The 13,896-nt window shown below is 71.7% G+C and carries 17 protein-coding genes; 8 read left to right on the forward strand and 9 right to left on the reverse strand.

The features are described 5' to 3' along the window. Nucleotides 1-538: 538 nt before the first annotated feature. Both ACWD12_RS05770 and ACWD12_RS05775 read left to right on the forward strand, forming a co-directional pair. The gene (locus tag ACWD12_RS05770) at nucleotides 539-2,017 is read left to right on the forward strand and encodes a hemolysin family protein (RefSeq protein WP_450098483.1); all 1,479 of its coding nucleotides are present in this window, start codon (nucleotides 539-541) and stop codon (nucleotides 2,015-2,017) included. Nucleotides 2,018-2,094: 77 nt separating this feature from the next. After that, nucleotides 2,095-3,126, forward strand: a complete 1,032-nt coding sequence (locus ACWD12_RS05775) for a hemolysin family protein (protein WP_358349710.1) — start codon at nucleotides 2,095-2,097, stop codon at nucleotides 3,124-3,126. An 86-nt stretch (nucleotides 3,127-3,212) separates the two neighbouring features. On the opposite strand, the gene ACWD12_RS05780 is transcribed toward ACWD12_RS05775, so the two are convergent. The 3 genes from ACWD12_RS05780 to ACWD12_RS05790 form a co-directional block, all read right to left on the reverse strand. Further along, a complete protein-coding gene (locus ACWD12_RS05780; protein ID WP_450098484.1) occupies nucleotides 3,213-3,734 on the reverse strand; it encodes an NUDIX domain-containing protein in 522 nt (173 codons plus the stop codon). A 10-nt stretch (nucleotides 3,735-3,744) separates the two neighbouring features. Further along, a complete protein-coding gene (gene trpS, locus ACWD12_RS05785; protein WP_450098485.1) occupies nucleotides 3,745-4,866 on the reverse strand; it encodes a tryptophan--tRNA ligase in 1,122 nt (373 codons plus the stop codon). A 212-nt stretch (nucleotides 4,867-5,078) separates the two neighbouring features. Beyond that, nucleotides 5,079-6,083: a transposase gene (locus ACWD12_RS05790; RefSeq protein WP_450098486.1), complete on the reverse strand. Its 1,005-nt coding sequence runs from the start codon at nucleotides 6,081-6,083 to the stop codon at nucleotides 5,079-5,081. Nucleotides 6,084-6,220: 137 nt separating this feature from the next. On the opposite strand from ACWD12_RS05790, the gene ACWD12_RS05795 reads away from it, so the two are divergent. Next, nucleotides 6,221-6,787 (forward strand): nuclear transport factor 2 family protein, encoded by a 567-nt coding sequence (locus ACWD12_RS05795; protein ID WP_450098487.1) that lies wholly within the window; start codon nucleotides 6,221-6,223, stop codon nucleotides 6,785-6,787. A 117-nt stretch (nucleotides 6,788-6,904) separates the two neighbouring features. Beyond that, nucleotides 6,905-7,708, forward strand: a complete 804-nt coding sequence (locus ACWD12_RS05800; RefSeq protein ID WP_450098488.1) for an SDR family NAD(P)-dependent oxidoreductase — start codon at nucleotides 6,905-6,907, stop codon at nucleotides 7,706-7,708. A gap of 135 nt (nucleotides 7,709-7,843) precedes the next feature. On the opposite strand, the gene ACWD12_RS05805 is transcribed toward ACWD12_RS05800, so the two are convergent. From ACWD12_RS05805 to ACWD12_RS05815, 3 genes are all read right to left on the reverse strand, one after another. Beyond that, the gene (locus tag ACWD12_RS05805; RefSeq protein ID WP_450098489.1) at nucleotides 7,844-8,062 is read right to left on the reverse strand and encodes a hypothetical protein; all 219 of its coding nucleotides are present in this window, start codon (nucleotides 8,060-8,062) and stop codon (nucleotides 7,844-7,846) included. 57 nt (nucleotides 8,063-8,119) lie between these two features. Next, on the reverse strand, nucleotides 8,120-8,551 hold the full coding sequence (locus ACWD12_RS05810; RefSeq protein WP_450098490.1) for a hypothetical protein: 432 nt from the start codon (nucleotides 8,549-8,551) through the stop codon (nucleotides 8,120-8,122). Nucleotides 8,552-8,642: 91 nt separating this feature from the next. Next, complete coding sequence (locus tag ACWD12_RS05815; RefSeq protein ID WP_450098491.1) at nucleotides 8,643-9,227, reverse strand: putative glycolipid-binding domain-containing protein; 585 nt, start codon at nucleotides 9,225-9,227, stop codon at nucleotides 8,643-8,645. A gap of 205 nt (nucleotides 9,228-9,432) precedes the next feature. Here ACWD12_RS05815 and ACWD12_RS05820 point away from each other — a divergent pair, with 205 nt between their 5' ends. Continuing rightward, nucleotides 9,433-10,059 (forward strand): hypothetical protein, encoded by a 627-nt coding sequence (locus ACWD12_RS05820; RefSeq protein ID WP_450098492.1) that lies wholly within the window; start codon nucleotides 9,433-9,435, stop codon nucleotides 10,057-10,059. 61 nt (nucleotides 10,060-10,120) lie between these two features. Here the strand turns inward: ACWD12_RS05820 and ACWD12_RS05825 are convergent, their stop codons facing one another. Beyond that, nucleotides 10,121-10,717, reverse strand: coding sequence for a TetR/AcrR family transcriptional regulator (locus ACWD12_RS05825; protein ID WP_450098493.1), 597 nt, complete (start codon nucleotides 10,715-10,717; stop codon nucleotides 10,121-10,123). Between the two features lie 106 nt (nucleotides 10,718-10,823). On the opposite strand from ACWD12_RS05825, the gene ACWD12_RS05830 reads away from it, so the two are divergent. Further along, on the forward strand, nucleotides 10,824-11,240 hold the full coding sequence (locus ACWD12_RS05830) for a VOC family protein (RefSeq protein WP_450098494.1): 417 nt from the start codon (nucleotides 10,824-10,826) through the stop codon (nucleotides 11,238-11,240). A 1-nt stretch (nucleotide 11,241) separates the two neighbouring features. On the opposite strand, the gene ACWD12_RS05835 is transcribed toward ACWD12_RS05830, so the two are convergent. Both ACWD12_RS05835 and ACWD12_RS05840 read right to left on the reverse strand, forming a co-directional pair. Continuing rightward, nucleotides 11,242-12,201 carry an alpha/beta fold hydrolase gene (locus ACWD12_RS05835; protein WP_450098495.1) on the reverse strand — a complete coding sequence of 320 codons (960 nt, stop codon included), beginning with the start codon at nucleotides 12,199-12,201 and terminating at the stop codon, nucleotides 11,242-11,244. A 50-nt stretch (nucleotides 12,202-12,251) separates the two neighbouring features. After that, nucleotides 12,252-12,593, reverse strand: coding sequence for a hypothetical protein (locus ACWD12_RS05840; RefSeq protein WP_450098496.1), 342 nt, complete (start codon nucleotides 12,591-12,593; stop codon nucleotides 12,252-12,254). A gap of 225 nt (nucleotides 12,594-12,818) precedes the next feature. Here ACWD12_RS05840 and ACWD12_RS05845 point away from each other — a divergent pair, with 225 nt between their 5' ends. Both ACWD12_RS05845 and ACWD12_RS05850 read left to right on the forward strand, forming a co-directional pair. Next, nucleotides 12,819-13,262, forward strand: a complete 444-nt coding sequence (locus ACWD12_RS05845; protein WP_450098755.1) for a MarR family transcriptional regulator — start codon at nucleotides 12,819-12,821, stop codon at nucleotides 13,260-13,262. A gap of 102 nt (nucleotides 13,263-13,364) precedes the next feature. Next, nucleotides 13,365-13,784 carry an SSI family serine proteinase inhibitor gene (locus ACWD12_RS05850; RefSeq protein ID WP_450098497.1) on the forward strand — a complete coding sequence of 140 codons (420 nt, stop codon included), beginning with the start codon at nucleotides 13,365-13,367 and terminating at the stop codon, nucleotides 13,782-13,784. The last annotated feature ends 112 nt before the right edge of the window (nucleotides 13,785-13,896 follow it).

The following is a 13,896-nucleotide window of genomic DNA, read 5'->3' on the forward strand; positions in this document are numbered from 1 at the left end:
GAACGCCTGCGCCCGGTCTTGCTGTCGTTCAACACCGCCCCCGGTGATCGCCGCTCGGCTGCCGCGGATGTGAAGGGTCGTCTCCCATCCTTGTCGACACGTGTCGCGTTCGGATTCCCTCGATGGGATGAATTCCGAGGCAACTTGAGGACGACAAAGGAGCGCCGGACCGGCACCACTCGGCACGGATCCCTACAATCCGCTCCACCATTCGGCGTACCGTGCCCACGGCCGCACAGACTGTCACGATCCCCGCATCGACGCCAAGTACTAACGGTCAGTAGCTTTTGACGATCAGTCACGTGACCGCCGCCACATCCGTTTCCCACCTGCGGGGCAGGTATTTGGCAGGCATGGGAACACGGTTCTGCGGTGATACGTTTTAGGAGCAGTAGTCACCCAAATTGCCACGGCGCCCTGACCTCCGGACGCCGTGGATTTCACAAGGAGCGTGTGTGTCCGCCCAAGAGACGGACCCCCCGAGTACCGGTCCCTCCCGAGCCAGTGATCCGCGCGGCGTCGTTCGGGAGGATGTCCGATGAACGCCGCCTCCGCCGCCTTCGGCATACTCGCCGTGGTCGTCCTGACCGTCGGCACCGGCTTCTTCGTCGCCCAGGAGTTCGCGTACGTCGCGGCCGACCGCACCGAGCTGCGCCGCCGCGCCGAGGCCGGCGACCGCGCCGCAGGGCGCGCCCTCAAGGTGACCCGCCGCCTTTCGTTCATGCTCTCCGGCGCGCAACTGGGCATCACCGTCACGACGCTGCTGGTGGGCTTCATCGCCCAGCCCGCGCTGAGCGTCATCCTCTCCCCCGCGCTCGACCCTCTCGGCATGCCGTCCGGCGTCGACACCGTGGTGACCCTCGTGCTCGGCTTCGGCATCGCGACCGGCGTGCAGATGGTCCTCGGCGAACTGATCCCCAAGAACTGGGGCATCGCCGAACCCGAGCGCGTCAGCGTCCTGCTGGCCCGGCCGACCCTGGCGTACCTCAAGGTCATGGGACCGGTCATCCGGATGTTCGACAACGTCGCGAACCGACTCGTGCGCGCCCTCGGCATCGAACCGGTCGAAGAGATCCACGGCGGCGCGACCACCGAGGAGCTCGGCCATATCGTCGCCGAGGCGGACCGCGAGGGCGACCTCGCCCCCGAACTCTCGGACATGCTGCAGCGAGCCATCGCCTTCGGCGACCTGACGGTCGATCAGGTGATGGTTCCGAGGCCCGACGTCATACGGGTGCGGGCCGACAGCAGCACCGCCGAACTGATCGCCCTGGTCCAGGAATGCGGTCACTCGCACTACCCCGTCGTCGGCGATCGCGTCGACGACATCGTGGGCATGGTCGGCGTCGCCGACCTGCTTGCCGTGGCTCCTGAGGACGCCGACCGCGTGACGGTCGGCGAGATCGCCCGGCAGCCGCTGCTCATCCCCGACACCGCCGGCCTGTCGTCGCTGCTGGAGCAGCTGCGTGCGGTCGACGAGGAGTTCGCGATCGTGCTCGACGAGCACGGCGGGCTGGCCGGCATCGTGACGTACGAGGACGTGGCCGAGGAACTGGTCGGCGAGATCGCCGACGAGTCGGACGTCGAATCCGTCGTGGACGCCTGCCCCGAGGACGGCTGGTGGCGCCTCGACGCCGTCCTGCGCGTCGACGAGGTCGAGCGCATCATCGACACCGAGCTGCCCGAGGGGCCGTACGACACCCTCGGCGGCCTGGTCATCGCCCGCCTCGGACGCCTTCCGCAGGTCGGCGACCGGGTCACGATCCCCGACCCGGACGAGGCACGCGACCCGGACGGACCGATCACCACGGTCGTGGAGATCGAGGTGCTGACCGTCGAGCGGCATGTGCCCGAGCTGGTGCGCGTGCGTACGCACGTACCGCTGGATGCGAGTGCCGTGTCGGCGCCGGCCACCGCCGGGTCTGCCGGACCCGCCGGGTCCGACGGCGACCGGGAACCGCAGCCGGCCGCGAGCGCGACCGCAGGCGCCGCCGAGCACCGTGAGGTGGCTGCGTGACGGCCGTCGATACCTCTTCCCTCTCTTCCCTGTCTTCCCTCGACATGGCGGCAGGCGGCGGCACCGGGATCGGCCCGATGCCCGCCTTCATAGCGACCATCGTGCTGCTCGCCGGCAACGCCTTCTTCGTGGCGGCCGAGTTCGCGCTGCTGGCGGCGCGCCGGCACCGGCTCGAACAGGCCGCGGCGGCGCGCAAGCGCGGTGCCGGATCGGCGCTGGCGGGCGTACGCGAACTGACGCTCATGCTGGCGGGCGCGCAACTGGGCATCACCATGTGCTCGCTGGGCCTCGGCGTCGTGTCCGAACCCGCCTTCGCCGCGATGCTCGACCCGCTCTTCCGCTCGATCGGCCTGCCATCAGCGGCCGGACACGCGGTGGCCTTCGCGGTTGCGCTCAGCACGATCGTGCTGCTGCACATGGTGGTCGGCGAGATGGCACCGAAGTCGTGGGCGATCTCCGACCCCGAGCGCGCCGCGCTGCTGCTGGCGCCGCCGTTCCGCACCTTCACCCGCGGTGTACGCCCGCTGCTGCGCGCCCTCAACGGCATCAGCAACGCGGCCCTGCGGGCGGCCCGGATCCGTCCCCGGGACGAGCTGACCATCCCCAAGGACGCGGAGGGCCTGCGCCGGCTCGTCGGCGAGTCGCGCCGCCTGGGGCTGATCGGCAGTGCCGAGCACGACGTGCTGACCGCGACGCTGCGCACGCACACCGAGGCGCTGGCCCGCCTGGTGGTCCCGGCGGACCGCATCGACGAGGTCCCGGCGGCCGCGAAGCCCGAGGAGATCGTGGCGGCGTCGCGCCGGAACGGCCGCAATCGCCTGCTGGTCCGCGAGGCCGACGGGCGCCTGACCGGTGTCCTGCACGTACGCGAGGTGCTGGCGATACGCGGCCTGGGGGCGGACTCACCCAACGCCCCCACGGCCGGCGAACTCGCCTCGCCCGTCCTGACGTTGGGCATCGACACACCGATCCAGCGGGCCGTGGCGGCGCTGCGCGAACGGCGCGCGTCACTGGCGCTGGTGCACGACGCGCACGGGCAACTGCTGGGCATGGTCGGCCTCGACGACCTGCTGGGCAGTGTGCTCGGCGGCGCGCGGACGGCGGCGTGACCCGAAGGCACCGTCGGCGGCAGTGCCGCACCTCTTGATCGCGACCCGCCCGGAGTTCGGCAAAGTGCCGGTCCAGGGCGGCGCGGTCACGGTGTTGTGACGAGGGTGGCGTGGAGCGGGAGCCATGCGGCGCCCGCGCAGTACGCGCGTACTTCGTCGGGTGCGAACCAGGCCGCCGCCACGCACTCGGAGTCGGGGACGGGGCGGGTGTCCGGGCCCGGACCGGCCAACTGCACGGCGTGGAAGGCCATGTAGGCCCGGGCCGGGTAGCCGTAGTCGGCGGGCGGGTCGGCGTGCAGGGTGATGCGCTGTCCGCCGAACGGCCGGAGCCGCGCGGCGTCCACGATGTACCCGGTCTCCTCGGCGAGTTCGCGCGCGGCGGCCTCGGCGGGTGCCTCGCCGTCCGCCACGTGCCCGCCGGGTACGTCCCACCCCCGGCCGGGTCGATCGACCCGGGCGAGGAGGGTGTGCCCGCGCGCGTCCACGACGACGGCGAAGGCTGCGGTGACGGCGTACCCGTCGGGCGTCCCCGGGGTCAGCACCACGTCCATGGTGTGCGGAAGCGGTATCCAGGGGACGGTCAGGCGGTCGAGCACGCGTGCGGACATGTGCCCATCCTCACGCGTACCGCATGCCCATCGCCTCCCGCACCTCCCTCAGAGTCGCGTCCGCGACGACGTTGGCCCGGGCGTTGCCCGTGTGCAACACCTCGCGCACGTACGCGCGGTCGCGCGCCAGTTCGGTGCGCCTGGCCCGCATCGGGGCGAAATGGTCGTTGACCGCGTCCGTCACGACCTGCTTGAGGCGGGCCGCTCCCCCGCCGCCGATCTCCGCCGCGACCTCGGCCGGGGCGCGGCCCAGGCAGAGCGCGGCGAGCAGGACAAGGCTCGACACGCCGGGACGCCGTACCGGGTCGTACGTGATCGTGCGGTCGGCGTCGGTGGTCGCGCGGCGGATCAGCCGGGCCGTCTCGTCGGCCGTCGAGGCCAGCGACACCGCGTTGCCGCGCGACTTGCTCATCTTCGTGGCATCCGTGCCCAGCAGCAGGGGCGCGGCGGAGAGGAGCGCCTCCGGCTCCGGGAACACGGCGCCGTAGCGGTCGTTGAAGCGCCGCGCGATGGTGCGGGTGACCTCCAGATGCGGCAACTGGTCCTGCCCGACCGGGACCATGTCGGCCTTGCAGAACAGGATGTCAGCCGCCTGATGGGCCGGGTACGTGAACATCAGCCCGCTGACCGCCGCCCGCCGCGAGTGCGCGATCTCGTCCTTGACGGTCGGGTTGCGCTGGAGCTCGGCGACCGAGACCAGGCTCAGGAACGGGAGGAGGAGCTGGTTGAGTGCGGGCACGGCGCTGTGCGCGAAAACCGTGGTGCGCTCGGGGTCGATGCCGGCGGCGAGGTAGTCGAGCACCAGTTCCTCCACGTACTCGGCGAGGTGGTCGGCGACATCGCGGTCGGTCAGCACCTGGTAGTCCGCGACGACGAGGTACGTCTCCACGCCCGCGTCCTGCAGCCGCACCCGGTTCTGCAGGGTGCCGAAGTAGTGGCCCAGGTGCAGGCGTCCGGTGGGCCGGTCGCCGGTGAGCACGCGGTGCGCTCCGGGGTCGTCGGGCACGAGTGTCCCGCGCGTTTCGGGCGCGGGCGGGTGGGACGCGCGGTCTTCGCTCGCGGGGACGGGGGCTTGGACGGGGGCCGCGGCGACGGCCGGGGCCGTGGTGGTCAGGGCTGCGGTGGTGGTCATCGGGGGCTCCTGTGCTTCGGGGTTCCGGCTGCGGGAGGGGCGTCTCGCGGACGGCCTCGCCGGCTCGGAAGGTTCCGGGCGCAGGGCAGAAAAAAGGGCCGTCCGGTACGAACGGCCCGTGGCGTGTCTGAGTCGTGGCCGCTCCTAGGAGGAGCGCCACCAGGACAGATTCGCCGACGACTTCATGCGCCAAAGGTAGCAGGCACGGGTGGTCAGGAGTCGAGAGCCTCGGTCACGCGTGCCCAGGTTCCGTCGTCGGACCAGCGGCGGTGGCGGCCGTACAGGGTCTGCCAACTGCCGTACCTGACCGGCACGTTGCGCCACGGTACGCCGGTGCGTTCGCGATAGCGGATGCCGTCGACGACACGCCGGTCGTCGGCGCGCGCGGCGCCGCGCTGGTCGCCGGGCGGCAGCAGCGCGCGGATGCGGCGCCACTGAGTGTCGGTGAGGTCGGTCGGCGCCTCGGCCGCTACCTGGTCCGAGGCGGGTCGATTGCGTTTTCCAAAACAAGGACGGCTTGCGGCTGCGTCCGAGAGCCGGGCCCGGGTCTGGCGCACCAGGTCCTCGAACAGGTCGTCGTCCTGGTAGCTCGTCAGCCGTGTGTCGATCCGCGCCCAGCGCCGGGCCATTTCCGGAGACGCGGTCTCCAACGCGGACTCCAGCGCCGTACCGACCGCCTGTCCCGGGCGGGCGAGCGGCGACTTCGCCTCCAGCAGCACGACCCCGACGGTGGTCCGGGCAATCCAGACGAGCGCGTCGGCGCGGGCGTCGTCGTCCAGCGGCCCGCGTTCGAGCACCGCAAGCAGGCGGTCGAGGGCGGCGGCCCACGCGGGCGCGATCTGCGTCGGGGTGCCGATCAACTGCGCTGTCCAGGGGCTTTCCACGATGCGGTGGCGGACGTCGGCCATCCACATCACCACCGCGTCATCCCACGGCACCGACGGGTCGACGGCCGCGCCGACCTCCTCGAGCGCCGCGTCCGCGACCGCGGCGAGCAGTGCCGCCCGGCCGTCGACGTGCCGGTAGAGCGCCATCGGCGTGACCCCGAGCCGGGTTGCGACCGCGCTCATCGTCAGCGCGTCGACGCCGCCCTCGGACAGCACGGCGCGGGCCGCGAGGACCACGTCGCGCAGCGTCAGGCGCGGGCGCGCGAAGGTACGCGTCGGGGCGGCCGGGCCTTCGGCATCCGCCTCGGCGGTGTTCATTGACCGTGTCACGGAGCAATGTTAGAACGTAATCGCTGACGTTTACGTCATATACAAGAAGTCGACAGAGAATCGCCGCGGACCCCTGCCGGGCGTCCCGCATCGGGGCCCGGGGCCGCCGCGGCGTACCGCCCGCCGGAGGAGCCCGCATGACTGTCACCCGCGATGTCGTCATCGACCCCAACCAGACCTGGGCACCACTGGAGAAGCGTCTCGCCGACGAGCGCGACCCGGTGCTGCGCCGGAACCTCGAGGCGGTCATCGCGCACCAGAAGGCCGAGGCGCACGGCGACCTGGAGGCGCTGATGGCCACGCTGGCGCCGGAACCGGTCTACCGCCTCGGCGCGCCGGACAACCCGCGCCTGCACCCGCGCGGCACCGAGAGCGTTCGCGCCTACTACGGCGCGTTCGTGGCGAGCGGCGCCACCCAGCTCGTCCACGACATCGACCGCCTCGCGGTGGACCGGAACCTGATCCTCACCGACGGGACCATCCGCATCGCGTACCCGGGCGCCACGCTGACCGCCATGGGGATCCAGGTCGACGACAAGTCCGCCGACGCGTTCTACCTGTACGAGTCGCGCATGTCGATCGTGTGGGTCATCGACGACGAGGGCCGCATCATCGGCGAGGAGAGCTACACCGACCGCAACGGCTTCGAGGGGATTGCGGGGCGCAGGCTACAGGAGGGCGACATCGCGCCGCTGCGCGCGTGATGCGCGTACCGTCGCCGCCCGGGGCACCGCCCTACGCGCCCGGCGCTGTGCGCCTGGACCTGCGGGCAGTCCCGCGGACAAGCCCCGCGTAACCGCCCTCGACATCGGGAGAGCTCCATGCGTGAACTGACCGGCCGCGTAGGCGTCGTCACCGGTGCCGCACGCGGCATCGGGCGCGGCACCGCCGAGGCCATGGCCGCCGCCGGCATGCGCGTCGTGCTCGCCGACCTCGACGCCGACCGCCTCGCGGGCACCGTCACGGCGCTGCGCGAGACGGGTGCGGAGGCGATCGGCGTGCCGACGGACGTGACGGACCCCGCGGCGGTGCGGGCGCTCGCGGATGCGGCGGTCGAGGCGTACGGCACGGCTCACGTGGTCGTCAACAACGCCGGAATCTGTACGTTCGGCACCGCCTGGCAGACCGAACTCGCAGACTGGCACCGGGTATTCGACGTCAACATGTTCGGCGTCGTACACGGCGTGCAGGCGTTCATGCCGCTACTGCTCGCCAACCCGGAGGGCGGGCACGTCGTCAACGTGTCGTCGATGGGCGGCATGCTGATCGGCCCGATGATCGCGCCGTACACGGCCAGCAAGGCCGGGGTGATCGCGCTGTCCAAGGCGCTTCGGGCCGAACTGGCGATGACGGGTGCCGAAGTCGGGGTCACTGTCGTCTGCCCGGGCAATGTCGCGACCGAGATCGCCGAACACCTCATCACGGCCGCCGAACTGCCGCCGCAGGGCGCGCCGATGATCGAACGGCTGAAGAAGGGCAACGAGCACGGCATTCCGGCGTTGGAAGCGGGCGGGATCATCCTGGACGCGGTGCGCACGGGCGCCTTCTGGGCCCTGCCCAACGGTGCCGCGCAGTTCCCGCTGGTCCAGAAGGACCACGACGAACTCCAGGCCGTCGTCGGCTGACAGAAGCGGACCGCCGTCGGTTCCGAGGAGTTGCAGGGGCGCCCTCGGGACCGGCGGAGGTCAGCGGCGCCGGGTTCCGTCGCCGCCCGGACCCGGTACGCGCGCCCACCCGCTCCTGTCCCGCGGATACGGCGGTCAACCGTCCGCCAGGCGCTCTTCCACGTACGCGACGAGGTCCGGATCGGCGGAGGTCAGCCGCTCCGCCTCCTCGCCTCCGTCGCAGCGGCACAAAGCCACCGTCACGCTGCCGCCGCGCCTCGCCGCGACCCGCCACACCCCGCCCGCGTCCTCCCAGCGACGCAGCACCGCCACCGCCCCACCGGCCTCGCCCGCTGTATTCCGCACCTCGCCCATACCAGCCATACTCCGCCATCACCCGCGTCGCGGACGAGCCGCGGCGTACGTCGACGCTCAGCCGTCACCGGCCGCAGCCTCCGCAAGGCGGGCCTCGATGTCCTGCTTGACCGGCCGGTACGTCGCCTCGGCGGTGCGCATTCGCACTTCGCACGTTGCCCACGCGTGCCGTGACCGGGCTCGGCGGCCGGGGACAAGGTCATAGCGGCGCAGGCGTACCGCGCGGTTGTCGGCCATGAACCCGGCCTTGGTGCGCACCCCGTGCGCCCACCGGACATCCGCCTGCGCGTCGAGCAGTTCGGCCTCGAACGCTTCGAGCGCGCGTGCCCAGCGCTCCTCGTCCGCCCCGGTCGCGTCCACCTCGGTGCCGAAGCTCAGCGGGGTGACGTAATAGAGGGTGAACTCCAGCCCCTCGGGGACCTGCACCCACGGCAGTGCGTTCCACGGCCACGGGGTGAGCGTGAAAACACGCCTGGCGATCTTGGTCACGGATCTCCTCGGGCGTGGTCGGCCGGGTCGAGTCGCAGCGTAGATCACCGCGGCAGGCCCCGCGGGCCCGCCGGTGCGCGTGTACTGCGCCCTACCTGACCCGCACCGCAATACCCGGGTAATCGAGCGCGAGGCCCGAGGCGTCATACCGGAGCCGGCAGGCGAAGTCGAAGGCGGGCGCCTCGTAGTCGTACGCCGGCCCGGCCGCCTCGTCCTCGACGCGAAGGTAGGTCTGTTCCAGACGCCCCACTGTCGCGTCCGCCGCCCTCACATAGGCCGCCGGTGCGCTCGCCCGCTCCCCGACCGCGAGGCCGAGTCTGCGCACCGGAAAGGCGTTGGTGAGTGCCGACGCCTCCAGGTCGACGTCGAGGCATCCGTCGAGTTCCGGCGCGGCGGCCCCGTCGACCAGCCAACACCCCTCCCCGTCAGCCTCCAGGACGACGGTCAGGCGGCCGCCGACCGACCGGCTCTCCACCTCGGCCCGCAACGTACGACCCGTCGGACCGAGCAGGATCCGGTACCGAACGGCCCAACTCGGGCCGTCCTCCACCGCCACCGCCGTCCCGTCGATGCGGCGGCCGCCACAGCTCTCGCCCCGGAACCACGCCGCCTCGAAACCGTCCCGGGCGTCCACGTGCCGCCACCCCGCATCGCCGGGAAACTCCGCAAAGCCCATGCGCCCACCCTGCCACCCGCGGGCGCAGCTTCCGATCGTTCCGCCGGCCCGGCGGCCCTGGTAGCGGCCTCGGCAACACCGATGGGGTCGTACGATCCGCACTGTCGGGGGATCGGACGATCAAGCGGGGAACGGCATGACGCACGGGGCAGGCGCGGTTGCGGGGACGATGGCCAGGGTCAGGAAGCCCTTCCAGGACAAAGAGATGAGGAGGCAGCCGCCAGGGACGTGGCAGGGGCCGGTGTTGCTGGCGAAGCCGGGCGCGGGCGGGGACTGGTACGCGCCGGTGCCCGACTACGAGTTGTTCGTCGACGACGTCGCGCGGGACAAGAAGACGCAGGACAAGGACTGGCGGCATCTGACCCTGTGGCGGGACAACCGGCGTACGGCCTGGGAGATGGTGGTCGAGACCGAGTCGGCCGGTTCCGGGAGGGCCGTGTACCGGGTGCTCGGGTCGCAGGGCGAGCTGCTGGCGCGGGTGACGCGGCGGCGCGGGAGCATCTTCCGGTTCGCCCGTACGTCGTGGCGCGTCGAGTCGGCCAACGGGCCGGAACTGCGCGCCCGCAAGGGGCACGTGGTCGCCTGGTTCTTCTGGTGGCTGTTCTCGCCGCTGTGGGCGGTCATGCTCGCGCTGATCCTGGTCGGCGGCGAGTTCCCGCGGATGCCGTTGACGACGCGGTGGCGGCGGGAGGGCCACGAGGTGATGCACTTCGAGGACGACGAATACGTGGTCGTGAGCGACTGGCCCGACGCGCGACTCATATATGCCGTGGCGATGCTGCACTGGGCGCACCCGACCGTCCTGAGCAGTTGGAGCCGGCCCACGTCGTAGGCCTCTCCGGATCGTCCGAGCCTCTGCTCCGGATCGTCCGCGCCGCCGCGGGGACCACGGACTACTGCACGCGGAGGGAGTCCAGGAGGCGGGACAGGGCTGTCCAGGTGTCGTTCAGGTCTTCGGCGGTGCCGGAAGCGGCGAGCCAGAGCGCGGCTTCGTTCATGGCACCGGAGAGCAGGTGCGCCAAGGGGGCAACCGGCTGGGGAGCGATCACCCCGGCATCGGCGAGGGCGGTGAGCGCTTCGGCGAGGTGGCGGGCCGCGCCTGCCTCGTCGAATGCGCGCCACGTCTCCCAGCCGAGCACGGCGGGTCCGTCGACGAGCATGATGCGCTGGACCGCGGGGTCGGTGGTTGCGGTCAGGAACATGCGGCAGCCGGTGGTGAGTTGTGTCCACGGGTCGCTCTCGGCGTCGGCCGCGGCGGCGACGCGGTCCGCGACCTCTTGCTGCACCTCCTCCAGCACGGCGCGGAACAGGTCGGCCTTGCCCTCGAAGTGGTGGTAGAGCGCCCCCTTGGTGACCCCCGCCGCGCGCACGATCTCCGCGAGGCCGACTGCGGTGTACCCCTGGGCCGCGAAGAGTCGGCGGCCTTCGCGCGTCAGGGCGTACCTGGTCTGCTCGCGCTGCCGGGCCCGCTGCTCGCTCGCGTACGACACGTCGCTCCCTCGCCTCTCGGTTGACATACCTTCGGTACGCGAACTAGCGTACTTCACATACCGACGGTATGCGAACAGCGCACCGGCACATCCCTGGAGGTGTCCCATGAAGCTCACGAGCTTCTACCCGGTCATCGGCACCGAGCGCCTGGCGGAGTCGCGCGACTTCTACACCGGACTGCTCGGGTTCGAGGTCACCTTCGAGACCGACTGGTACGTCAGCCTGCGACGTCCCGGCCCCCTCCCCTACGAGATCGCCCTCCTCGACCCGACGCATCCGACCATCCCCGAGGGCTGCGGCAAGCCGGTGCAGGGCCTGCTGCTGAACTTCGAGGTGGCGGACGTCGACGCCGAGTGGCAGCGCCTCGTCGTCGAGGAGGGGCTCGACGCGAAGCTGGAGATCCGCAGCGAGGCCTTCGGTCAGCGCCACTTCATCGTGGCCGACCCCAACGGCGTGCTGATCGACGTGATCACCGAGATCACCCCCGAGGGCGAGTACGCCGAGGCGTACAAGGACCGATAGGTCAGACGCTGCCCGGCGGAACGGGCAAGGCCGTCAGGAACCGGGTGATGTCGGCGTCGAGGTGCGCCGCGCGGTGCCACGGCATCGCGTGGTGGGAGACCCCCGGGAGCACCGACACCTCGGCGTTCGGCAGGTCGCGGGTCGCGGCGGCGGCGATCTTCGCGGGGTCGTGGGTACGGCTGTCCGCGGCCAGAATCACCCGGGTCGGTGTCGCCAGCGTGCGCAGCGCGGCCCGCTTGGGGCGGCGGCCGACGACGGTCCTGGCGCCGGGGAACTCCGCGGCCAGGCCGTAGAGTTCCAGCCAGTCCGCGGTGGCTCCGCCGGGCTCGGCCGCCGTTGCCCCGGCAGTCTCCCAGGCGATGAACCGACGGGCCCGGTCCGCGGTGGGACGCAGCAGCGAGGGCAGTGCGCGTCGCAGGTAGCGGAGCCGGAATCCACCGAAGCACTGCGTGGGGTCGAGGAGTACGAGCCCCGTGACCCGGTGCGGCGCGTGCAGGGCGTAGGTGAGTGCGAGCCATGCGCCGTACGAATGGGCGCAGATAGCCGCGTCCGCGACGCCGAGTCCGGTGAGTACGCCGTCCAGCCACGCGTGCAGGCCGGCCGCGTCACGCAGGGGCCGCGCGCCGCGCCGAGAGCGGCCGGCCTCGCCGATGCGGTCGATGGCGTACACGCGGTGCCCGCGGGCCAGGTCGGCGGCGTTGGCGTACCAGACGGCGGCCGTGGTGCCGCCGCCGTGCAGCAGGACGAGCGGTGGGGCGTCGGCGGGGCCGCAGGCGATGACGTGGGTCATGCCGAACTCGGAGTCCAGCGTGATCGTCTCGACCGGGAGCGGCCATCCATCTACGACCGCGTCGTACGCCGCGGCGAAACGGGCGTCGAAGGCACCTTGAGCAGTGCGTGCGGTGCTCGGCTTGGCACCAGGCGCATTGCGGGGCTCGGTCTTCCGGAACTCGGCGGTCACGGCTCACCTCGGCTCTCGTCCAGACATCTCTCGCTGAGCGATTCTCTCGCTCAACGAGATAATACGCACGGACGTGCCGGTCTCCGCCTGCCCAGGTGCGAGACGCCGGCGGTGACGGTGTGGAAGGCGGTTGGCCAGCTCTCCGGGTCCGTGCCGGGCTCGGCGATCCAGTGGCAGTAGACCGCGTCCTCGGTGCTGCCCCACGTGATGACCGTGATTTCGCGGTCCCTGAACAGCCCCGCGCCGTGGGTCTCGATGAGTCGTCGGTAGTCGCACGGGACGTCGTACCCCAAGGCGGCGGTGACGGCCGACCAGTCGGGGGGTGGGGACGAGGCCCTGCGCATGCCGGTGAGGCGAGCCAGTTCCGCAAGTTCATGGGTGGCGTCCTGCATGTGCGGGACGGTATTTGTTCCTTCCCGTCCAGGACACCCGGGGACTCGCCCGGAAACTCTTCCGAGAAGATGTCTCGCTCAGCGAGATATCATGCACGGAGTGGCCGATCGCCACCGGCTCGGGGCAACGTGCAGGACGGCAACCTGCGGGACAGCTACGTGCGAGACCAGGACGCGGAGGGTGGCAACGTGCCGGAGAGCCCGGTCGAGGGGCAGGGCGCGGGCATGCGCGCGGTGCATCTGCTTCGCGGCATCACTGTTGAACTCGACCGGCTCGGCGGCCGGTTCGCCGTGGAGAACGGACTGCATCCGACCGATCTCCGAGCGCTCATCGCCCTGTTGGACGTCGCCCGGGCCGGCGTCCCGGCCACGCCCGGCCGCCTCGGCGCGGAACTGGGCCTCAATTCGGCGGGCACGACGGCCCTGGTCGACCGACTCGAACGAGCCGGGCACGTACGCCGGGTACGCGACGCGGCCGACCGGCGGCGCGTGCTGCTGGAGGTGGACGACCGGGCGGTGGCCCTCGGCCAAGGCTTCTTCGGCCCGCTGATCGACGAAGTCGTCTCCGTCGTCGACCAGTTCGACGACGCCGGACGGGACGCGGTCGAGCGCTTCCTCACCGGGGTCCGCGATGCGGTGGCCGCGCGCGGGGCCGATTCCTCAAGGTGACCGCGTAGTTGGCCGATAGGCCATGAGGGGCGCGGTCCTCTCGGGTGTCCGGATCAGCCGGGCAACGGCCGCGCATCCTTTGTGTCGGGAGGACGGCCACCCATGAGCAAGCGCACGAAGACGCGTACGGCGGCACTGCTGGGCGCCGCGGCGTTGGCGTTCACGGCATTTGGCGCGAGCGCCCCGGCAGCGGCCATCCCGCCGCCCTACGGCCACATCGTGCTGAGCGTGTACGCCGGCGAGGGCGCGAACGGCCTCCTGATCGACCAGGTGGAGCTGTGGTGCAACTCCAACGGAGGCTCGCACCCCGACCCGGACGGCGCCTGTGCCGCCGTCGACCAGGCCGACGGTGACTTCGGCCTCCTCAAGGGCGACCCCGGCCCGTGCACCATGGACTGGCGGCCGGTCACGGCGGTGGCCGAAGGGTACTGGCACGGTGGCGTCACGGACGTCGCGTTCGAGCGGACGTACGGCAACCGCTGCGCACTGCACCGCGGCACGACCCCGGTGTTCGACTTCTAGCCCGACGCGACGGTCCCTCCCCTGACCGGGGCGGGCGGTGTTTCCCATTCATCCAAGACCGCGTCCTGCCGCGCGGCCGAGACTGGGGCACACCACCGACACGGTGGGGGCG

The organism is Streptodolium elevatio (assembly GCF_053592165.1).

What these genes read in the sequence shown, in the direction of transcription:
- ACWD12_RS05770 (WP_450098483.1), top strand. Translation starts at nt 539, where the DNA reads ATGAACGCCGCCTCCGCCGCCTTCGGCATACTCGCCGTGGTCGTCCTG.
- ACWD12_RS05775 (WP_358349710.1), top strand. Translation starts at nt 2,095, where the DNA reads ATGCCCGCCTTCATAGCGACCATCGTGCTGCTCGCCGGCAACGCCTTC.
- ACWD12_RS05780 (WP_450098484.1), bottom strand. Translation starts at nt 3,734, where the DNA reads ATGTCCGCACGCGTGCTCGACCGCCTGACCGTCCCCTGGATACCGCTT.
- trpS (WP_450098485.1), bottom strand. Translation starts at nt 4,866, where the DNA reads ATGACCACCACCGCAGCCCTGACCACCACGGCCCCGGCCGTCGCCGCG.
- ACWD12_RS05795 (WP_450098487.1), top strand. Translation starts at nt 6,221, where the DNA reads ATGACTGTCACCCGCGATGTCGTCATCGACCCCAACCAGACCTGGGCA.
- ACWD12_RS05800 (WP_450098488.1), top strand. Translation starts at nt 6,905, where the DNA reads ATGCGTGAACTGACCGGCCGCGTAGGCGTCGTCACCGGTGCCGCACGC.
- ACWD12_RS05805 (WP_450098489.1), bottom strand. Translation starts at nt 8,062, where the DNA reads ATGGGCGAGGTGCGGAATACAGCGGGCGAGGCCGGTGGGGCGGTGGCG.
- ACWD12_RS05815 (WP_450098491.1), bottom strand. Translation starts at nt 9,227, where the DNA reads ATGGGCTTTGCGGAGTTTCCCGGCGATGCGGGGTGGCGGCACGTGGAC.
- ACWD12_RS05820 (WP_450098492.1), top strand. Translation starts at nt 9,433, where the DNA reads ATGAGGAGGCAGCCGCCAGGGACGTGGCAGGGGCCGGTGTTGCTGGCG.
- ACWD12_RS05830 (WP_450098494.1), top strand. Translation starts at nt 10,824, where the DNA reads ATGAAGCTCACGAGCTTCTACCCGGTCATCGGCACCGAGCGCCTGGCG.
- ACWD12_RS05840 (WP_450098496.1), bottom strand. Translation starts at nt 12,593, where the DNA reads ATGCAGGACGCCACCCATGAACTTGCGGAACTGGCTCGCCTCACCGGC.
- ACWD12_RS05845 (WP_450098755.1), top strand. Translation starts at nt 12,819, where the DNA reads ATGCGCGCGGTGCATCTGCTTCGCGGCATCACTGTTGAACTCGACCGG.
- ACWD12_RS05850 (WP_450098497.1), top strand. Translation starts at nt 13,365, where the DNA reads ATGAGCAAGCGCACGAAGACGCGTACGGCGGCACTGCTGGGCGCCGCG.